This window comes from Pedobacter sp. KBS0701 (assembly GCF_005938645.2).
GTDB lineage: Bacteria > Bacteroidota > Bacteroidia > Sphingobacteriales > Sphingobacteriaceae > Pedobacter.
The window spans coordinates 4,422,815-4,440,690 of the sequence record NZ_CP042171.1 but is presented as its reverse complement, the minus strand read 5'-3'; the positions used below and the strand labels follow the sequence as shown (position 1 = coordinate 4,440,690).

At 41.1% G+C, this 17,876-nt stretch carries 8 protein-coding genes; all 8 read left to right on the top strand.

The window, feature by feature from the left end; translation table 11 throughout:
- The first annotated feature begins 385 nt into the window (after nucleotides 1-385).
- The 8 genes from FFJ24_RS17870 (at nucleotide 386) to FFJ24_RS17835 (ending at nucleotide 17,810) form a co-directional block, all read left to right on the top strand.
- Entirely contained in the window at nucleotides 386-2,524 is a 2,139-nt protein-coding gene (locus tag FFJ24_RS17870) for an FUSC family membrane protein (protein WP_138818476.1), read from the top strand.
- Between the two features lie 1,406 nt (nucleotides 2,525-3,930).
- Nucleotides 3,931-4,590 (top strand): GDSL-type esterase/lipase family protein, encoded by a 660-nt coding sequence (locus FFJ24_RS17865; RefSeq protein WP_138818475.1) that lies wholly within the window; start codon nucleotides 3,931-3,933, stop codon nucleotides 4,588-4,590.
- Nucleotides 4,591-5,482: 892 nt separating this feature from the next.
- Nucleotides 5,483-8,401, top strand: a complete 2,919-nt coding sequence (locus FFJ24_RS17860; RefSeq protein WP_138818474.1) for a triple tyrosine motif-containing protein — start codon at nucleotides 5,483-5,485, stop codon at nucleotides 8,399-8,401.
- Nucleotides 8,402-8,661: 260 nt separating this feature from the next.
- On the top strand, nucleotides 8,662-11,805 hold the full coding sequence (locus tag FFJ24_RS17855; protein ID WP_138818473.1) for a TonB-dependent receptor: 3,144 nt from the start codon (nucleotides 8,662-8,664) through the stop codon (nucleotides 11,803-11,805).
- Between the two features lie 13 nt (nucleotides 11,806-11,818).
- On the top strand, nucleotides 11,819-13,345 hold the full coding sequence (locus FFJ24_RS17850) for a RagB/SusD family nutrient uptake outer membrane protein (RefSeq protein WP_138818472.1): 1,527 nt from the start codon (nucleotides 11,819-11,821) through the stop codon (nucleotides 13,343-13,345).
- A gap of 85 nt (nucleotides 13,346-13,430) precedes the next feature.
- Nucleotides 13,431-14,828, top strand: coding sequence for a glycoside hydrolase family 30 beta sandwich domain-containing protein (locus tag FFJ24_RS17845; RefSeq protein ID WP_138818471.1), 1,398 nt, complete (start codon nucleotides 13,431-13,433; stop codon nucleotides 14,826-14,828).
- Between the two features lie 17 nt (nucleotides 14,829-14,845).
- Nucleotides 14,846-16,597, top strand: coding sequence for a cellulase family glycosylhydrolase (locus FFJ24_RS17840; RefSeq protein ID WP_138818470.1), 1,752 nt, complete (start codon nucleotides 14,846-14,848; stop codon nucleotides 16,595-16,597).
- Nucleotides 16,598-16,613: 16 nt separating this feature from the next.
- Nucleotides 16,614-17,810, top strand: a complete 1,197-nt coding sequence (locus tag FFJ24_RS17835; protein WP_138818469.1) for a multiheme c-type cytochrome — start codon at nucleotides 16,614-16,616, stop codon at nucleotides 17,808-17,810.
- The last annotated feature ends 66 nt before the right edge of the window (nucleotides 17,811-17,876 follow it).

Genomic DNA, 17,876 nt, shown 5'->3' with positions numbered 1-17,876 from the left:
TGGTTAGCAATGCTCAATTTTGCCAGATCGGTAAGGTATCCTAAATAGTCATTCTCATGCTCTAAATAAATGGCATGGTATAAAATATCCTGTTTAAACTGTTACATATCACAATAAGCTTCCATTTGTCAGGAGCTACTTTGTTGAAAGTAAAAAACGGAGGCAAACCAGAACGACTTTACCCGATTCTAGCACAAGTCTTAGTGGGTAGGATAGTAGGGCTGGGTTGACTTGTGCTTTCCAGAATTTGGATAGATAGATTTTTACCTTAGAGATTATTGTCAGTCTTTTGCACCGCCCTCAAGCACTTAGACCTGCGCCAGTATGGTTTTCTAAAGTCCAAAGAACGAAACCGTATCTGGTTTTCTATAGCTATTTACTATGCATGCATTATAAATCTGTTATCTTTGCAGCTTTTAACATCATCGTATCATTATTCATGGGCAAAAACAGCATCGGCTCTACCATTTCGTATTTCTTTTTAGGTGAGTACTTTTCTGATGCCCTGCGCACCACCATTACCGTGGTATTGCCCATTATTTTATTCTTTTACCTGGGCAATACTGAAGCAGCAAAAGGAATAGGGGTTGGTGCTTTATTGATCAGCCTGACCGATCTGCCCGATAACCGGCTGAACAAACTGAAAACAGCACTATGGAGTATTATCGTTTTTTTCGCTACTACGCTAGTGGTTTCATCAGTTTTAGATCATGTTTACCTTACCGCAGTTGTGGTGATTATCGCTGCTTTTAGCTTTTCGATGCTTGCCGTATATGGGCAGAAACTCTCACTGATCGGCACAATGGCCCTGATTGTATGTACTTTTGTAATGGGCCTTCACCCGGCGCGGCCAATTTATTTTAGTAGTTATATTTTTGTGGGTGGGGTTTGGTATTACGTGATTAGTTTGATCCAGACCTTGTTGAGGCCTTACCGCTCGCTTCACCATGCCATTTTCGAATGCCTGATGAGCAGCGCGGTATTTTTAAATGCCAAAGCAAAGAATTATGATGTGGATGTTCCGCTCGATCTGCAACAGAAGGAAGCCATCAAACTGCACATTAAGGTAAACCAGAAACACGAGTTGATCCGGAACCTGTTGCTTACCGATAAATACGCCATGAATCCCGACAACCCCAAAGGCCAGTTGTTGCTGGAGCGGGCCAGGTTACTGATCGATTTGTATGAGCAGTTGAATGCGGTGCATTACGATTATGTTTTAGTTCGAAAAACTTTGGATACTGGTCCGAGCTTGAAACTGATTGCGACCTTGATTAGATTACTGGCTAAAGAGCTGGAGCAGTTGGGCAGGCACGTACGTTCGGCAAAGGCTTATAAAGGTGAGGTAGCCACCAACATCGAATATCAGCAGCAACGCATCCTGTTATTGCAGGAAATGGAGCGTTTGAACGAAAGCCAGCGTAAAATTGTGCTGAAAGTGCTTTCGAACATGAACGATATTGTGCGCATTATCGAAATGATCAGGGGCAATGAACGTACATCCGAAAAACACTTGCAGGAACTGAGCGGAAAGATTTCTTACCCACTGTTTATTACCGGCGATCGTTTTTCTATTAAAGAACACCTGACGCTAAAATCGCCCATTTTCAGGTTTTCGTTGCGGTTGGCCATCTGTTTCCTGTTTGGTTTTTTACTCATCTGGCAGCTCGAACCCAGCAAATACAGTTACTGGCTTTTTCTTACGCTGGTTATTATAGCCCGGCCTAAATTTTCAATCACCTGGAAACGGAATTTACAGCGTTTAAAGGGCAGTATGGGGGGCGTTGTCATCGGGCTGGTCATCATCTATTTTGTGAAGAGTCCAGCCATACTGCTGTCATTTTCGGTGATTTTCTTGCTTGGTTTTTATGCCTTTAACCGTTTAAACTATACGATAAGTGTATTGTGTATTACCCCTGCGGTAATTTTAACCCTGGGCAGTTACCAAGGCCATTTCGATCATATTGTACACGACCGGATTATCTTCACCGTACTGGGCTGTGTTATTGCCATTTTTGCTACCTATTTGTTCCCGATTTGGGATAGCCAGCAACTAAGGGCAAAAATTACGGATGCGGCTAAGGCCAGTATCCGTTACCTGGAGGTGGCCATTCAAAATCAGACAGAAAGGGATGAGAATCAATCCCGTATGGCGCGAAAAAATGCCAATTTAAGTTTATCTGGCTTAAGCGAAGCGATTGATTCCGCCAGCCAGGAACCCATGCGGGAGCATATCGATTTTAATGATTTGTATGGTATCCAATCGACCATTTACCAGATCAATGCGATTATCACTTCCATTTATCTTTCTGTTAACCACAAACCCGGGCAGGCTGATCCTTTGCTGGTTGATCAGATCGTAAGTAATTTAATGGACGGAGAGGAGGTACAAAGCAATACCGAATGGCATGCTGATGAGATTTATCTGGTTGATGAGGGTGGCCATTCCACTAACCAGAAACTAACACATATTGCAGCTTTATCGTTCGATTTTATCAGGTTTAGTACTGGTTTTAAGGGATAAATTTATTTGTTGTCAGTCTCAGAGGAGTCGAAGACCTTGTCAATACCATAGACAGAATCCATTAGCATGGTCGTCATCCGATAGTGCTAATTTTTTTTGGAAATGAAAGGGCGGTGAGCCTTGGCGGCTGTGGTCCTGCTTTCCATTCCAAGTCCTCGCTGCGCTGCGGGCTTTCCATTCCATCCGATGGCTATCGGATCAGGTTTATTCACAACGTTCAGAGCTGGTTTTCGACGATAAATTTAATTTGTTGTCCGTCTGAGCGGAGTCGAAGACCGTGTCTGTCCGTATCGTTCCAAAGGGTTTTACTGATTAATAATAGAAAAGAGTCTGTCACTCGTTTTAATTTAGTGTATAAATTCAATTTTATTCTTGATAGAAACACCGCTATGCTTAACGCTACGGACAGCGCGGGATAAAAAAAATCCGGACAGCGGTTTATTGTTTTCTTTAACCGGTTGCTCCGACACAGTAATACATCAACAATACCTTAAGGTAACTTTCCTTTTATCTTTTATTTAGCTATTGTTAGCCTGCCGATCTAAAGCGAGTCAAATCTTTGATCTACCTGATCTCCACCAGGGGCATCACTCCACCAAAGCAAGGGTTAAGCAGTGTGCAGGCAGGTGTCAGGCAAACCTGGCCAGAAGGTAGCTAAAACGTGGGGTAAATGTGGCGTAAAGGTGGACTTGGAATATTTTTTTGGGATTTTTAATCAGATGGGTTGATTTGGGTTATCATTCCTTTTGATTAACCTAATATAAAAAAATATGGTGAAGCAGGCAAAAAAGAGCTTCGTAATTTTTTTCACAGGCAGCAGCAATGCAATTTGTTCGTGTCTGTGACTCGTTTTAATTGAGTTTATAAACTCAATTTTATTCTTGTATCCATAGAGAGGCTATGTTTAAACTATGGACAGAGCGGTTTAGTGCTGGTTTTAAGGGATAATTTTTTTGTTGTCAGTCTGAGCGGAGTCGAAGACCCTGCCAATCGTTAATTGTTGTAAGTATATCTATCGTAAAAGATCCTTCGACTAGGCTCAGGATGACAATGCGGGGGGAAACAACCTGATTTGTCCGTCTGAGCCGAGTCGAAGACCTTACCAATCGTTAATTTTTGAAGTATAACCTATCGTAAAAGATCCTTCGACTACGCTACCATAGACAGAATCCATTAGTACGGTCGTCATTCCCGCGCGGGCGGGAATCTTAAAGCGCTTGCATTACGATTATTCATAAGTGTTTTTTATTCAGGGGCATTCATGAGTACTTCGTCGTTCCTCCTCGCAATGACGATTTTTCCTTTGGAATCTGTTAGGCTTTTAATAACCGGGCGTAATAAATTTGATTGAATTGATTGTAAAAAACAGGATATTGGTATATTGTGAGCCTTAAATCCTTATTCGCATGAAAAGATCATTTTTAAGCTTCCTTTTAATTTCTTTTTTAACTGTAACTGCTTTTGCCCAAAAGAAACCAAACTTTTGGGATGATGTGCAGACCATTAAAAAATACGATCAAATGTATAAACCACCCGTTCATCCGGTGCTGTTCGTAGGCAGTTCATCCATCCGGAAATGGGACGATTGTACACAGATTTTTGCTAAATACAATGCCTTGAACCGCGGTATTGGTGGTGCAGTAATTAATGATATTACCTATTATTTAAATGATGTGGTTTTCCCCTATCAACCAAAACAGATTGTACTTTATGTGGGTGAGAACGACCTGCCTAATGATATGGTAACACCCGATACCGTTTTAAACCGCACCATTAAGTTATACCAGGCCATCAGGGCCAAACTGCCAACGGTTCCTATTGTGTATATTTCGATTAAACCGAGCCCAAGCCGCGATCAATTTAAAGAAAAAGCAGTAGCCTCAAATGCGCTAATTCAAAAGTTTTTAGCAGGCGAAGTCAACACCAAATTCGTTAATGTTTATTCTTTGATGCTTACTAAAGACGGGAAGCTGCGCCCAGAGCTGTTTGTTAGCGATATGCTGCACATGAATGCTAAGGGGTACGCTATCTGGCGCAAGGCTGTAGAACCGCATTTGTTGAAGTAGATTTTAGTCATAAGTCCGATGTCAGAGGTCCGAAGACCAAAGTTGAATACCAATAGGAAATTTCGTCATTTCGACCGGAGTGCAACGAAGTGGAGAAATCTATGGTAAGGATATTGAGATTAAAATTCATTGCAATAGGCGATCAAAGTGTATTGGAATAGCGTAACGATGCAATCGTTGAGCTATTTCTGCACGCGTTAGAAACGCGCGCAAGCTTGATAACTAAGGCTTACCATATAAGATATATAAGAACACATAAGCTTGCATGACCTTAAATTCCTTATATGGTCAAGAATTTTTTGAGATATTGTTCAGTACAAATAAACCCTGGTCTATTTTCTTACCACCTTAGTCACTTGAGGACACCCGATTGTATCTTTTCTTGCACGGTCTCCAATAAACTAGCCCCGATCCGATAGCTATCGGATGAACGGAAAGCCCGGAGCACAGCGAGGACTTGCAGTGAAAGCGGGACTGGACCAAGCCTAAGCAATACAGGCTTTGCGCTTCAAAGAGATAAGGTCAAATTTTCACCTTTGGAACCGCTACTAACAGATTTCTATCAATTATACCATGTAAGACACATAAGAACACATAAGCTTACATGACCTTAAATTTCTTATATGGTTAAAAAACTTTTTTTTGCAGATGGCTTTGAAAAAATAACCTTTTTTTCTCACCACCTTAGGCACCTTAGCACCTAAATATTTAGGCATTCCTTGGTTTATTGTACTGTCTTTTGTTAACTAACCCCGATTGAACGGCTCAGACTGACGACTGCAGTACTTAACTTAATGACATTGGACACACGCAAGCCACTGAAATTGTAAGCGCGGCTAACCGGAATTAAAATTATATATTTATTATTGCGTTTTAACCGTTCCCTAACCAAATGAAGAAACTTCTACCTGCTATATTATTTTTTTTGACTGCTTATTGTGCCCAAGCCCAGGTGCTTTTAGGAATCCCTCAGGTGGTAAACTACAATAATGAGCAATATAGTGGGGGTATTCAAAATTGGGATGTAGAGCAGGATAAAAATGGCATCCTATATTTTGGTAACAATGAGGGGCTGCTTACTTTTAACGGCCGCTATTGGAACCTGTTCAGGTTGCCCAACTTTACCTCGGTACGTTCGGTAGGGATCGATTCTAAAAACCGCATTTACGTAGGCGGGCAAGATGAGTTTGGTTATTTCTACCCTAATGCGCAAGGTATTTTAAAATATACCTCGCTGTTAAATCTATTGCCTGAAAATATGCGGAAACTAGCCGATATCTGGGGCGTTTCAGTTGTTCAGGATGAAGTGTTTTTTAGGTCGATACATGCTATTCTGCATTATAAAGACGGGGTAATTAAAAGTTATAAAACCAATACGAACTGGCTGTTTATGGGGGCTGTAAAGAATAAGGTTTTTTCGCAGTCATCTGATTCGGGCCTGATGATTTACGACCACGCTATGTGGAAGCCATTTTGCGTGGATAGTGTTTTAAACCGTTCGGGCATTACCGCTGTGCTTCCTTATGGTGGCGATACGCTATTGGTTTCGATGTTAAAAAAAGGATTCTTTTTAGTTATTAACCATCAACTAAAACCTTTGAGGACCAGTTTAGATCAGGTTTTTTTAAACGAAAGGATTTATTTTGCCACCCAAATCAGTCCCGATTTATATGGCGTGGCCACCACGTCGGGTGGGGTGTATATTATGAACAAGCGCGGCGACCTGGTACAGAAATACAACTATAAAGAAGGCCTGCAGAACAATAATGTAAGAGGCATACTACTTGATAAAGATAAGAACATGTGGCTGGCACTCGATGACGGAATTGCTTATGTGGCCATAAACAGTGCGGTGAAAAGTATTTCGCCCGACCGCAATAAGCAAATTACCAGTTACGCTTTCCGCAAATATGGTAATTCGATCTATATTGGCACCTCTAATGGTTTGTACCGGGCCAAAATTAATACGGCAATGCCCGATTTAAGCTATTCGCCTGCCAATTTTGAAGAGGTAAAAAATACTAAAGGGCAGGTATGGGGGCTGGATGAAATTAACAACCAGCTGTTAATGGCTCACGAGGATGGGACCCTCCTGGTGAAGGATAATACGGCTACGCCACTATATAACCTTATTGGCACCTGGACATATCAAACCATGGATAATGTTTATCCCAGCAAAGAGGTAATTGCAGGTACTTACACCGGATTGCAGGAAATAACCTACGCCGGTGGCCACTTTGTTAACGGCGGTAAAATTGCCGGCATTAATGAAACCCTTCGCTTTATTGTAACCGATAACAATAACCCCGATCTAATCTGGGCCTCACACCCCTATCATGGCGTGTATAAAATAGAACTCAAGCCCGATCATAAAAGCATCTTACGCACTACGCTGTTCTCTGATCGGGATGGTTTACCAACTAAGCTGTATAATTATGTATTCCATATTAAAAACAGGGTAGTAATTGCCACTACAAGCGGGGTTTTTGAATATCATGCCGGGAGTAAAAAGTTTACCCGTTTTAAATTGTTCGGCTCGGCACTTAATGGTATCCCTATTCAATATCTTAAAGAGGATAACGATGGTAACATCTGGTTTGTAACCAATAAAAAAGTAGGTGTAATTGATTTCCACAGGCCGAATGGAAAAGATGCCTTCAGCATTTTATACCTGCCCGAGCTAAACGGCAAAGTGGTTGGCGGTTTCGAATCGATATACACGCCGGATAGCAAAAATATATTTATAGGGGCCAATAAAGGCGCCTATCATATCAATTATAAAAAATACATTCAGAATATTACCCGGCCAAAGGTGGTGTTGGGCACCGTTAAGCTAATGGGAAATAAAGATAGTGTGGTTTTTGGAGGATATTTTGTAAATAAGGGCGCTATTACAGCCAGGCAAGACCTATACGAGATTCCTGAATACGTGTACAGCTTAAATTCGATCCATTTTGAATACGCTTCAACGCTTTTTGAGCATGATAAGAACATTAAATTCAGTTATCAACTTACGGGTTTTGATAGCGAATGGTCTGCATGGGGTACGAAAAGTGAAAAAGATTATACCAATTTACCAGCCGGAAAATATACGTTTAATGTTAAGGCGAGTACCGGCATCAGTAACGAATCTGAAGTGGTAAGTTATACTTTTATAGTGCTGCCAGCCTGGTACAATACTATATGGATGCGGATTTTTTACCTCATTTTAATTGTGCTGGCTTTAAGATTGATTATCAGATGGCAGAAAAAGAAACACATCAAGGAGCAGGAGCGCATGAGTTACCTGCATCAGCTGGAACTGGATAGGAATGAGAAGGAAATTGTGCGGCTGCAGAACGAAAAGCTCGAAGCGGATGTAAATTATAAAAACAAAGAGCTTTCTACCATGACCATGCATTTAGTGCAACGGGGTAAGGTATTGGCTAAGATTAAAGAGGTGATATCGGCGGTAATTAAAAACCACGACCTCAATGAAAGTTCCCCAAGTTTCAGGCACCTGATCAGGCTGATTAAAGATGTAGAAAAGAAGGATCAGGAGCTAGACCACATGAGTGTGCACTTTAATCATGTAAACACTGAATTCTTTACCCGGCTTAAAGATCTATATCCAGACCTGAGCCAGAATGATCTGAAATTCTGTGCCTACCTGTCTATGAATCTTTCTTCAAAAGAAATGGCACAGCTCATGAATGTGACGATTAAGGCGATTGAAGTGGGGCGTTATCGCTTAAGAAAAAAACTTCAGCTTAAGCCAGAAACGAATTTATACGAGTTTTTGATCGAAATAGCGCGACAAAAAATGGCCTAACGCCTGTTTTTGTTACAAATGATGTTATTTTCTGATGAAAAAATTAAATTACTGTAATACAGGTATTTACATTTATGCTGTAGGGCTTATGTAGGCCTGTTTTTTTTGTTTTTTTGCCTTTTTAAGGGGTGATGTATGGTTGGTGTAGTAGTAGCAAATTCTGCTATTGCGTACACAGGTGTATAGATTTGATTGATGAACAGCAACCAGTAAGACTGTATCATGAACTAACCAAATATCATCACTTAAAACTAATTTCTATGAGAGGAAGATTTACATTCGTATTCTTCATTTACTGTATCATGGCATTGCCGCTGGCCTTATTGGCACAAGACATTCCCGTTACAGGAAAAGTAACAGAACAAAATGGTAGTCCATTACCAGGCGTAACCGTTCGGCTGGAAGGCACAACCAAGGCTGCATCTACTGATGCAAATGGTGTTTTCAACATCCAGGCGCCCCTAGGTGGAAAATTAAACATCAGTTTGATTGGTATGACCACACAGACGATAACTGTTCCTGCTGATGGCCGTATTAATGTATCGCTATCTGCCAATTCGAAAGATTTAACCGAGGTGGTAGTTGTGGGTTACGGTACTCAGAAAAAAGCCCTTGTAACCGGATCCATCTCCAGCGTAAAGGCAAAAGATCTGGAATCGATGCCCATTAACAGGGTAGAGCAAGCCTTACAAGGAAGAACATCTGGTTTAACGATTGCAAGTGGTAACGGACAGCCGGGCTCCGCATCAACAGTACGGGTAAGGGGCTTTACCTCTTTTGCCTCTTCAGGTAATAACGATCCGCTTTGGGTTGTTGATGGGGTAATTGTAGATAATGGTGGTATTGGTTATCTAAATCAATCAGACATTGAATCTATTGAGGTTTTAAAGGATGCAGCTTCGCAAGCCATTTATGGCGCCAGAGCAGCAAATGGGGTAATTATTGTTTCTACCAAAAAAGGTAGAGAAGGAAGGTTATCTATTAATTACAATGGATTTTATGGTACACAGGCACCGGCTAAAAAGTTAAAACTGTTAAATGCCACAGAATATGCTACAATCAGGAATGAAGCGTATGCAAACAGTTATAATGCGGCCACCGACGGTACTTTTACACTTCCGTATGCAAATCCATCTGCTTATGGAGAAGGTACTGATTGGCAATCGGTTGTTTTTAATGACGATGCCCGCAGACAGACCCATGAGTTTAGCGTTTCAGGCGGAACGAATAAATCTACCTTTTATACTTCCTTTGGTTATATCGATCAGGATGGTATTGTATCTACACCTATTTCTAGTTTTAACCGTGCAAACATCCGTCTTAATTCTACATTTAAGCCTGCCAAGTGGATAAGCTTTGGCGAGAATTTAGGTTACAGCCATTCAGTTAATAAGTCGTTAGGTAACACCAATAGTGAATTTGGTGGTCCGCTAAGCTCGGCCATTCATTTAGATCCCATAACTCCGGTTATTCAAACAGATCCAAACATCATTAGCAAATCTCCTTATACCATTGCCAATATTATAAGAGATCCGGCAACAGGATTTCCTTATGGTATCTCGGGCCCTGTTGGTCAGGAAATGAGCAATCCTTTAGCATATAATCAAACCAGATTAGGTAACTATGGCTGGGATCACAACATTGTTGGTAATGCGTTCTTAGAAATTGAGCCTATTGAAAATTTAAAATTCAGGTCATCGCTGGGAACTAAACTTGCTTTTTATGGTTCAGAATCTTATACCCCACTATACTGGTTGAGTCCAGCAAATACGAATTCGAAGACTAACTTCTATCGTGAGATGAACATGACCCTAAATTACAACTGGGAGAATACCATTAGCTATTCTAAAAGTTTTGGTAAACACCATGCTTATGCAATCTTTGGTCAGGGTTATTATATGGACAACAATAACCGTGGTTTAAATGTAAGATTTAACAATATTATTGCTCAGGATTTTTATCAGGCCAATTTAAACTATAAGCCGGCAACTGCCGATATTCAGGGTGATGGCAGTGATGCTACCTTGCATGTTGTTAACTCTTTATTTACCCGTGTAACTTATGATTATGATGAAAAATACCTATTTACAGGTATTATCCGTCGTGATGGTTCTTCACGCTTTGGTACCAACAACCGGTTTGGTTACTTCCCTTCAGCTTCAATAGGCTGGGTGCCTACAAAAGAGGCTTTCTGGAAAGAAAATAAAGTCGTTAATTTCTTAAAATTACGTGGTAGCTACGGAATTACAGGAAATGATGCCATTGGCGATTTCAGTTACGTATCGTTAGTCAATAGCGGGCGTAATTATACTTTTGGAACTACTGATGTAAGTACCATTGGATGGAGTCCGGCTGCCTTATCCAATCCTGATTTGAAATGGGAGGAAACCCATCAGACAGATATTGGTTTGGATGCAACCTTGTTTAATGATTTTAGCCTTAGCGCTTCTTATTTCAAAAAGAAAACCATTGGTGTATTGCAAACGCCATCTATTCCTCTTTATTTAGGTGCAGCTGGTGGTGCCGCAGAAAATGTTGGCGATATGCAGAATACTGGTATAGAATTCGAATTAGGCTACAGAAAAAAAATCGGGGAGCTTAATCTGGGGATTAATGCCAATATCTCAACCTTGAAAAATAAGGTAACCAAGTTATTGCCAGGAAGAGAGTTTATAGAGGATAATGCACAGAGTTTTCAGGGCATGGGCAACTTTACCCGTACCGGACTTGGGCGTGCATTCAATGAGTTTTATGGATACGAAGTGCTTGGTATTTTCCAGTCGCAGGCAGAAGTTAATGCTTATAAAGGTCCAGGAGGTACCGTGTTGCAACCTTCAGCAAAACCCGGAGATATTAAATTTGCCAACTTAGATGGCAATGAAACCATAAACGGTAGCGATCGTACTTATTTAGGCAGTCCGCTTCCAAAATATACCTACGGTATTACCATTAATCTGGCTTATAAAAACTTTGATTTTGTTGCCTTCGGAAATGGTGTTGGCGGAAACATGATTTTCCAGGGATTAAGACGTTTAGATGTAACTTACGGAAACTGGCAACAATCAATTCTGGACAGGTGGACACCAACCAACACTTCAACTGATATTCCTCGTGTTGCAGACAAGGATCTGAATGGAAACTATACCAAGTTCTCTAAAAATTATTTAGAAAAAGGAGATTACTTCCGTTTAAAAACCCTTCAGGTAGGTTATAATCTTCCAGCTAATGTGATTAAAAAAATTGGCGCACAAAAAGTTAGGGTATATCTAATGAGTGAAAACCTGTGGACCATTACAAAATATACAGGTTACGACCCTGAAATCGGTGGAACTGTATTGGGCGTAGATCGTGGAGTTTATCCGCAAGCACGTTCGTTTATGGTAGGTTTAAATGTTGGATTCTAAAAAAAAATTAAAAATGAAAAAGAATATTTTAGCTATTGCAGCCCTTTTAACCGCTTCTCAGCTTATCGTTTCTTGTCAAAAACAGCTTGATGTAAATCCGCGTGAACGTATCCTGGAGACAAGTTATTATCAAAATCAGCAGCAGGCATTTACGGGTTTGGTGGCGGTTTATGATCAATTGGGTAACCAATCTAGTGGCTACCTCACCAAACTTAATTTATTTAGCTCTGCATCGGATGATCACTATGCTGGTGCCGATTCTCCGTCAGATTTAGGAGATATGCAGGCGATGAATAATTATACAGTAAACTCCTTATCAGGAGCCCCAAGTTATTTATGGAGTAAGGGCTTTACCGGTGTTTACCGTGCAAATGTGCTATTAAAAAAAATAGAAGGCATTTCAATGGATGCTACAACCAAGGCAAGGTATATTGCCGAAGCTAAAGCATTACGGGCCATATTCTATTTTGATTTGGTACGTATCTTCAAGAATATACCTTTAATCTTAGCGCCGGTAGAGCCTTCTGGTATGTTCGATGTTACACAGGCTGCCCCTGCAGATGTATATAAACAGATAGAAAAAGATTTAGGAGAGGCATTAACTGCTCTTCCTGTAACTATCCCTGTTGCTGATGCCGGGCGTTTGAATCAAGGTGCAGCTCATGCCGTTTTAGGTAAGGTTTATTTATGGCAGGAAAAATGGGCCCTGGCAGCTACAGAGTTTGCGCTTGTAAATGGTACAGCTCCTGGTGCAAGCACTTATGGCTATAAGCTGCTTCCAAATTTTGCTGATTTATGGAATGTTAAAAACAAGTTTAATTCTGAATCCATTTTAGAACTCAGCTACAATACTACCTCTAACATGGGTTGGAGTAACGTTGGCAGCCGTGAAGGTAATGTGATGGGCATTCTGGTAGGGCCACGTAACTATGTTCCTGTAATTGCTGCACAAGCGCCAGACTATGTTTCGGGTTGGAGTGTGATGCCAATAACCAAAGAATTGTTTGATCTGATTCACTACGATCCGCGTAACAAACCTACGGTTGCCAATTTAGATAGTTTGGAAAAGGCAGGCATTGTAACCTATAAACATGCAAATGATAACACCGGATATTTTGTTGAGAAATACGCCGGAAGAGTTTCTACCAAAGCTGCTGTTGGCCAGTTGGAGTTAAACTTTGGTCAGAATATGTATGAAATACGTTTAGCTGATACCTATTTAATGGAAGCTGAAGCATTGTTGAGAAGTGGTGCTGCAGTTGGTGCAGGCACCAGGGCTTATATTTTCCTCAATGCAGTAAGAGCCCGTGTAGGTTTAAATCCTGTTGCCGTAACCATGGATAATATCATGAAAGAAAGGCGTCTGGAACTGGTAGCTGAAGGACAAAGATGGTTTGATTTGGTGAGATGGGGGCTTGCTCCTGCTAAACTGGCCTTTAAAGGATTTCAGGCAAATAAAAATGAGACCTTACCTATCCCACAGGCTGAGTTAAACAACACCAAAATTCTTCAAAGTAAAGAATGGGGTGGCACTAAGTAAAGTCGAGTATAATATCCTTAAAGTTTAATTGTTACAGGGAGAGAGCGAGTTCTTTCTTCCTGTTTTTTATCAAATCATCTTTCTTATGCTATTTACCAGGTCCATTGGACTCTTAATGTGTTGTGCTTTTACTTTTTCGGTTATGGCGCAAAGCCAGCCACAGGTATGGTTAACCAAAGCCGATCGTACAGCCTTATTTACCCGTCAGGCTACAGGTTTAAGGTTGTCTACAGCTAAAAACAAACAACCTGTAATTGCAATAAACGATAAAAAAACTTTCCAAAGTATAGATGGCTTCGGTTATGCCCTAACAGGTGGAAGTGCCCAGCACATTATCAAAATGTCAGCGCCAGCAAGAGCGGCTTTGCTTAAAGAACTTTTTGCAGCCGATGGCAATAATATCGGTGTTAGTTATATCCGCCTGAGTATTGGTGCATCGGATTTAAATGAAAAAGTATTTTCTTACAACGACCTTCCAGAAGGACAAACCGATTTGGAACAAGCTAAATTTGATTTAGGCCCTGATCAGGCAGATGTTATTCCGGTAATGAAGGAGATCCTCGCCATTAACCCTAAAATTAAAATTATGGGTTCGCCATGGTCTCCTCCCTTATGGATGAAAACAACATACGATGCCCGCGGAGGCATGCTTAAACCTGAATATTATGCGGCTTATGCCAAATATTTTGTGCATTACGTACAGGAAATGCAAAAAGCAGGTATTCCTATTGATGCCATTACCGTTCAAAATGAACCGCTGCACCCGGGCAATAATCCCAGCTTGCTTATGGTGGCACCGGATCAGGCACTTTTTGTAAAGAAATTCTTAGGACCTGCTTTCGCAAAAGCCCATATTAAAACCAAAATTATTATTTACGATCACAATGCCGATCGGCCCGATTATCCGATCAGTATTTTAGATGACGCGGAAGCCAGAAAATATATCGATGGATCTGCCTTCCACCTTTACGGCGGCAGGATTGAAGCCTTAACTGATGTGCACAATGCCCATCCAGATAAAAACATCTATTTCTCAGAGCAAATGGTGGTAGAACCGCCTGATGCCACGACCATTGATATCGTAAATCCGGTAGCACGCTTAATTATCGGTGCCACACGTAACTGGGCTAAAAATGTATTGGAGTGGAACCTTGCTGCAGATCCGGAAAATAAACCTTATACCGATAGGGGTGGTTGCTCCATGTGTCAGGGTGCAGTTACCATTAATGGCGACAATTATAGCCGTAACCTGGCCTATTTCTCCATTGCCCATGCTTCGAAGTTTGTAAGGCCTGGCGCTGTACGGATTGCTTCGAGCGAGCCAGATGGTTTGGCCAATGTTGCATTTAAAACGTCAGCGGGGAAATATGTACTTATTTTGGCCAATACCGGTAAAGCAACTGCAGCATTTAACATCAGCCTAAAGGGCAAAACCTATGCTGCGGCGCTCGATAAGGGTGCTGTAGCTACTTATATCTGGTAATTTTCAATCAATCAACTATGTTTTTAAAAAAATCACTCTTATCTGTTTTTTTGTTCAGTAGCATTTCGTTCACCGGTTTTGGTCAGGGTTTTTTAAAAGCATCAGGCATAAAAATTATTGATGGGCAAGGCCAGAATGTGTTGTTACGCGGCATTGGCCTGGGTGGCTGGATGTTGCAGGAGGGCTACATGCTTAAAATTAATAAAGAGGCACAGCAGTATCGCATCCGCGAAAGGATAGCAGAGCTGATGGGCCCGAAGCAAACCCAGGAATTTTACGATGCCTGGTTGACTAACCATACGCGCAAAATAGATGTCGATTCGATGAAACGCTGGGGTTTTAATTCCATTCGCCTGCCTATGCATTATAATCTCTATACTTTACCGGTTGATCAGGAACCTGTAGCAGGAAAAAATACCTGGCTTGAAAAAGGTTTTGCCTTAACCGATAGTTTACTCAACTGGTGTAAGGCCAATAACATGTACCTTATTTTAGATTTACATGCAGCACCGGGCGGACAGGGTAATGATTTAAATATTGCCGACCGCGATCCGTCTAACCCCTACCTGTGGGATAGTGAGGCCAACCAGGAGAAAACCGTTGCCCTTTGGCGAAAGCTGGCCGAAAGGTATAAAAACGAGCCCTACATTGGTGCCTACGATATTATAAACGAACCAAACTATGGTTTCACCAATCCCGAAGAAGATAAAAATGGTACTCAGGAAAAAGTGAACGCTCCCTTAAGAAAACTGATGGTAGCGATTACCAAAGCCATCCGCGAGGTAGATGAGCAACACCTCATTATAATCGAAGGCAACGGCTGGGGCAATAACTACAATGGTATTTTCCCGCTGTGGGATAAAAACATGGCCTTAAGTTTTCATAAATACTGGAATTATAACGATCAGGCTTCGATAGCGCACATCATCAAAGCCCGCGATGAACAAAATGTACCCGTTTGGCTGGGCGAAACAGGCGAAAACTCTAATGTTTGGTTTACCGACGCCATCCACCTTTTAGAAAAAAATAATATCGGCTGGTCATGGTGGCCTTTAAAGAAAATAGGCGTTAATAATCCGCTTGAAATTAAATCGAATCCCAATTATGATGAACTGGTAAAATACCTGAATAATGGCGGCAACAAACCTAAGGATAGCAATGTGTACAGCGGCCTGATGGAACTGGCCATTTATTCGAGGTTAGAAAATAATATCATTCACCGCGATGTAATTGATGCAATGATTCGTCAGCCCTTTAGCAACGAAACCAAACCTTTTAAAGCCAATTTAATTAAAAACAAGAGTATTATTTATGCGGTTGATTTCGACCTGGGGAAAAACGGGTTTGCCTATTTCGATAATGATACAGCCGATTACCATACTTCAACCAATAAAAGATCAGCAGGAAACCGCGGCAGGATTTACCGGAATGATGGTGTCGATATTGCAAAAGATTCACTACAGTACGAAAAGTATTATGTAAACCATATCGAAAAAGGAGAGTGGTTGCAATACTCGGTTAATGTTGCCCAAAAAGGTATTTATACTTTAAAAATTAAGACAGCAGCAGATCATGCTGGCGGACGGATCACCATTTTAGTTGATGGTAAAACCATTGCCAGAGAAGTGGCCGTTCCCAATACTGGTGATGAGAAAAAGTTTAGTACTTTCGAAATCAAAAATGTGTCTTTAAAGGCCGGGAATCAAAAAATTAGGGTATTGGCAGCTACGGGTGGTTATAATTTTAGTTATATTCAGTTTATAAAATAAAAAGTAAAACATCATCTTGAAAGGTATAAAAAGGATCCTGGTTATTTTAGGAGCGATGGCAGTAATCATCAGTATTCTTTCAAGATGCATGAATGCGGCCGATGAGTTACCAAAAGACATTAGGGGAGAAGCTTACACCGGCGCTGCCACCTGCGTAAAGTGCCATCAGGAGATTAAGCAATCTTATGCACATAACGCACATGGTTTAACCTCTAAACCTGTGGCCGACCAGGAATTGTTGAAGGTTTTTGCCCCGGATTCTAATGCCTTTAACTTCGATATCCACCAAAAGGTTATTATTGAGAAAAGGACAGGCGGCATTTTTCAGGTTGCTTATGTAGATGGAAAAGAAGTACGTGCCCAAAAGTTCGATATGGTTTTTGGTTCGGGCGAAAAAGCCTATACCTATGCTTACTGGAAGAGCAAAAAACTGTATGAACTACCACTTTCCTATTTTTCGGAGATCCGTAACTGGGCCATTAGTCCGGGTTTTACAAAAGAAACCTTTTATTACGACCGGCCCATTGGTAGCCGTTGTTTAGAATGCCATGCTTCGTACGTAGATAAAAAAAATATCCAAACTTCGGGCATCACTACAGATGAAGAAATGGAGCGCGGTGCCTTGCTTTATGGTATTGATTGTGAGCGTTGCCACGGACCAGGCCGGCAACATGCGGTTTTTCATCTTGAAAATCCAGCAGAGAAAACTGCCCAATTCATCACCATTTATAAAACATTAAGCCGTAAACAAAAGATGGATGCCTGCGGAGTTTGCCATTCCGGAAATACCCTGGTTGCCCAGAAGTCGGTTTTTGGTTTCACACCCGGTGATCATTTAGATGATTACTACTCGCAGGATTTTGTGGGTTTTGGTGGCGGCAATCCAGATGTGCATGGCAACCAGACCAACATGTTAATGGGAAGCAATTGTTATCGGAAAAGCAAAAACATGACTTGCCAATCGTGCCACAATACACACGAAAATATTAAAGGTAATTTAACGATTTACTCGCAACGCTGTATCGGCTGTCACCAAAATACAAAGCACAGTCAGGCAATTTTGGCAAAAGGATCGCTCAGTACCAATTGTATCGATTGCCACATGCCTAAAGAATCTTCGAAATTAATCACGTTTCAACAGGCAGGTAAAGATCATCTCAGCCCGTACCGTTTACGCTCGCACCATATTGCCATTTATCCCGTTATCAATTAGTAAAAACCAAACTTTTATTAAGAAATGCTCCAATATCTTTTAATAGGACTTGGATTTCGTACATTT

Coding starts and splice junctions, on each gene's coding strand:
- FFJ24_RS17855 (WP_138818473.1), top strand. CDS start 8,662: ATGAGAGGAAGATTTACATTCGTATTCTTCATTTACTGTATCATGGCA.
- FFJ24_RS17845 (WP_138818471.1), top strand. CDS start 13,431: ATGCTATTTACCAGGTCCATTGGACTCTTAATGTGTTGTGCTTTTACT.
- FFJ24_RS17865 (WP_138818475.1), top strand. CDS start 3,931: ATGAAAAGATCATTTTTAAGCTTCCTTTTAATTTCTTTTTTAACTGTA.
- FFJ24_RS17860 (WP_138818474.1), top strand. CDS start 5,483: ATGAAGAAACTTCTACCTGCTATATTATTTTTTTTGACTGCTTATTGT.
- FFJ24_RS17870 (WP_138818476.1), top strand. CDS start 386: ATGCATTATAAATCTGTTATCTTTGCAGCTTTTAACATCATCGTATCA.
- FFJ24_RS17840 (WP_138818470.1), top strand. CDS start 14,846: ATGTTTTTAAAAAAATCACTCTTATCTGTTTTTTTGTTCAGTAGCATT.
- FFJ24_RS17850 (WP_138818472.1), top strand. CDS start 11,819: ATGAAAAAGAATATTTTAGCTATTGCAGCCCTTTTAACCGCTTCTCAG.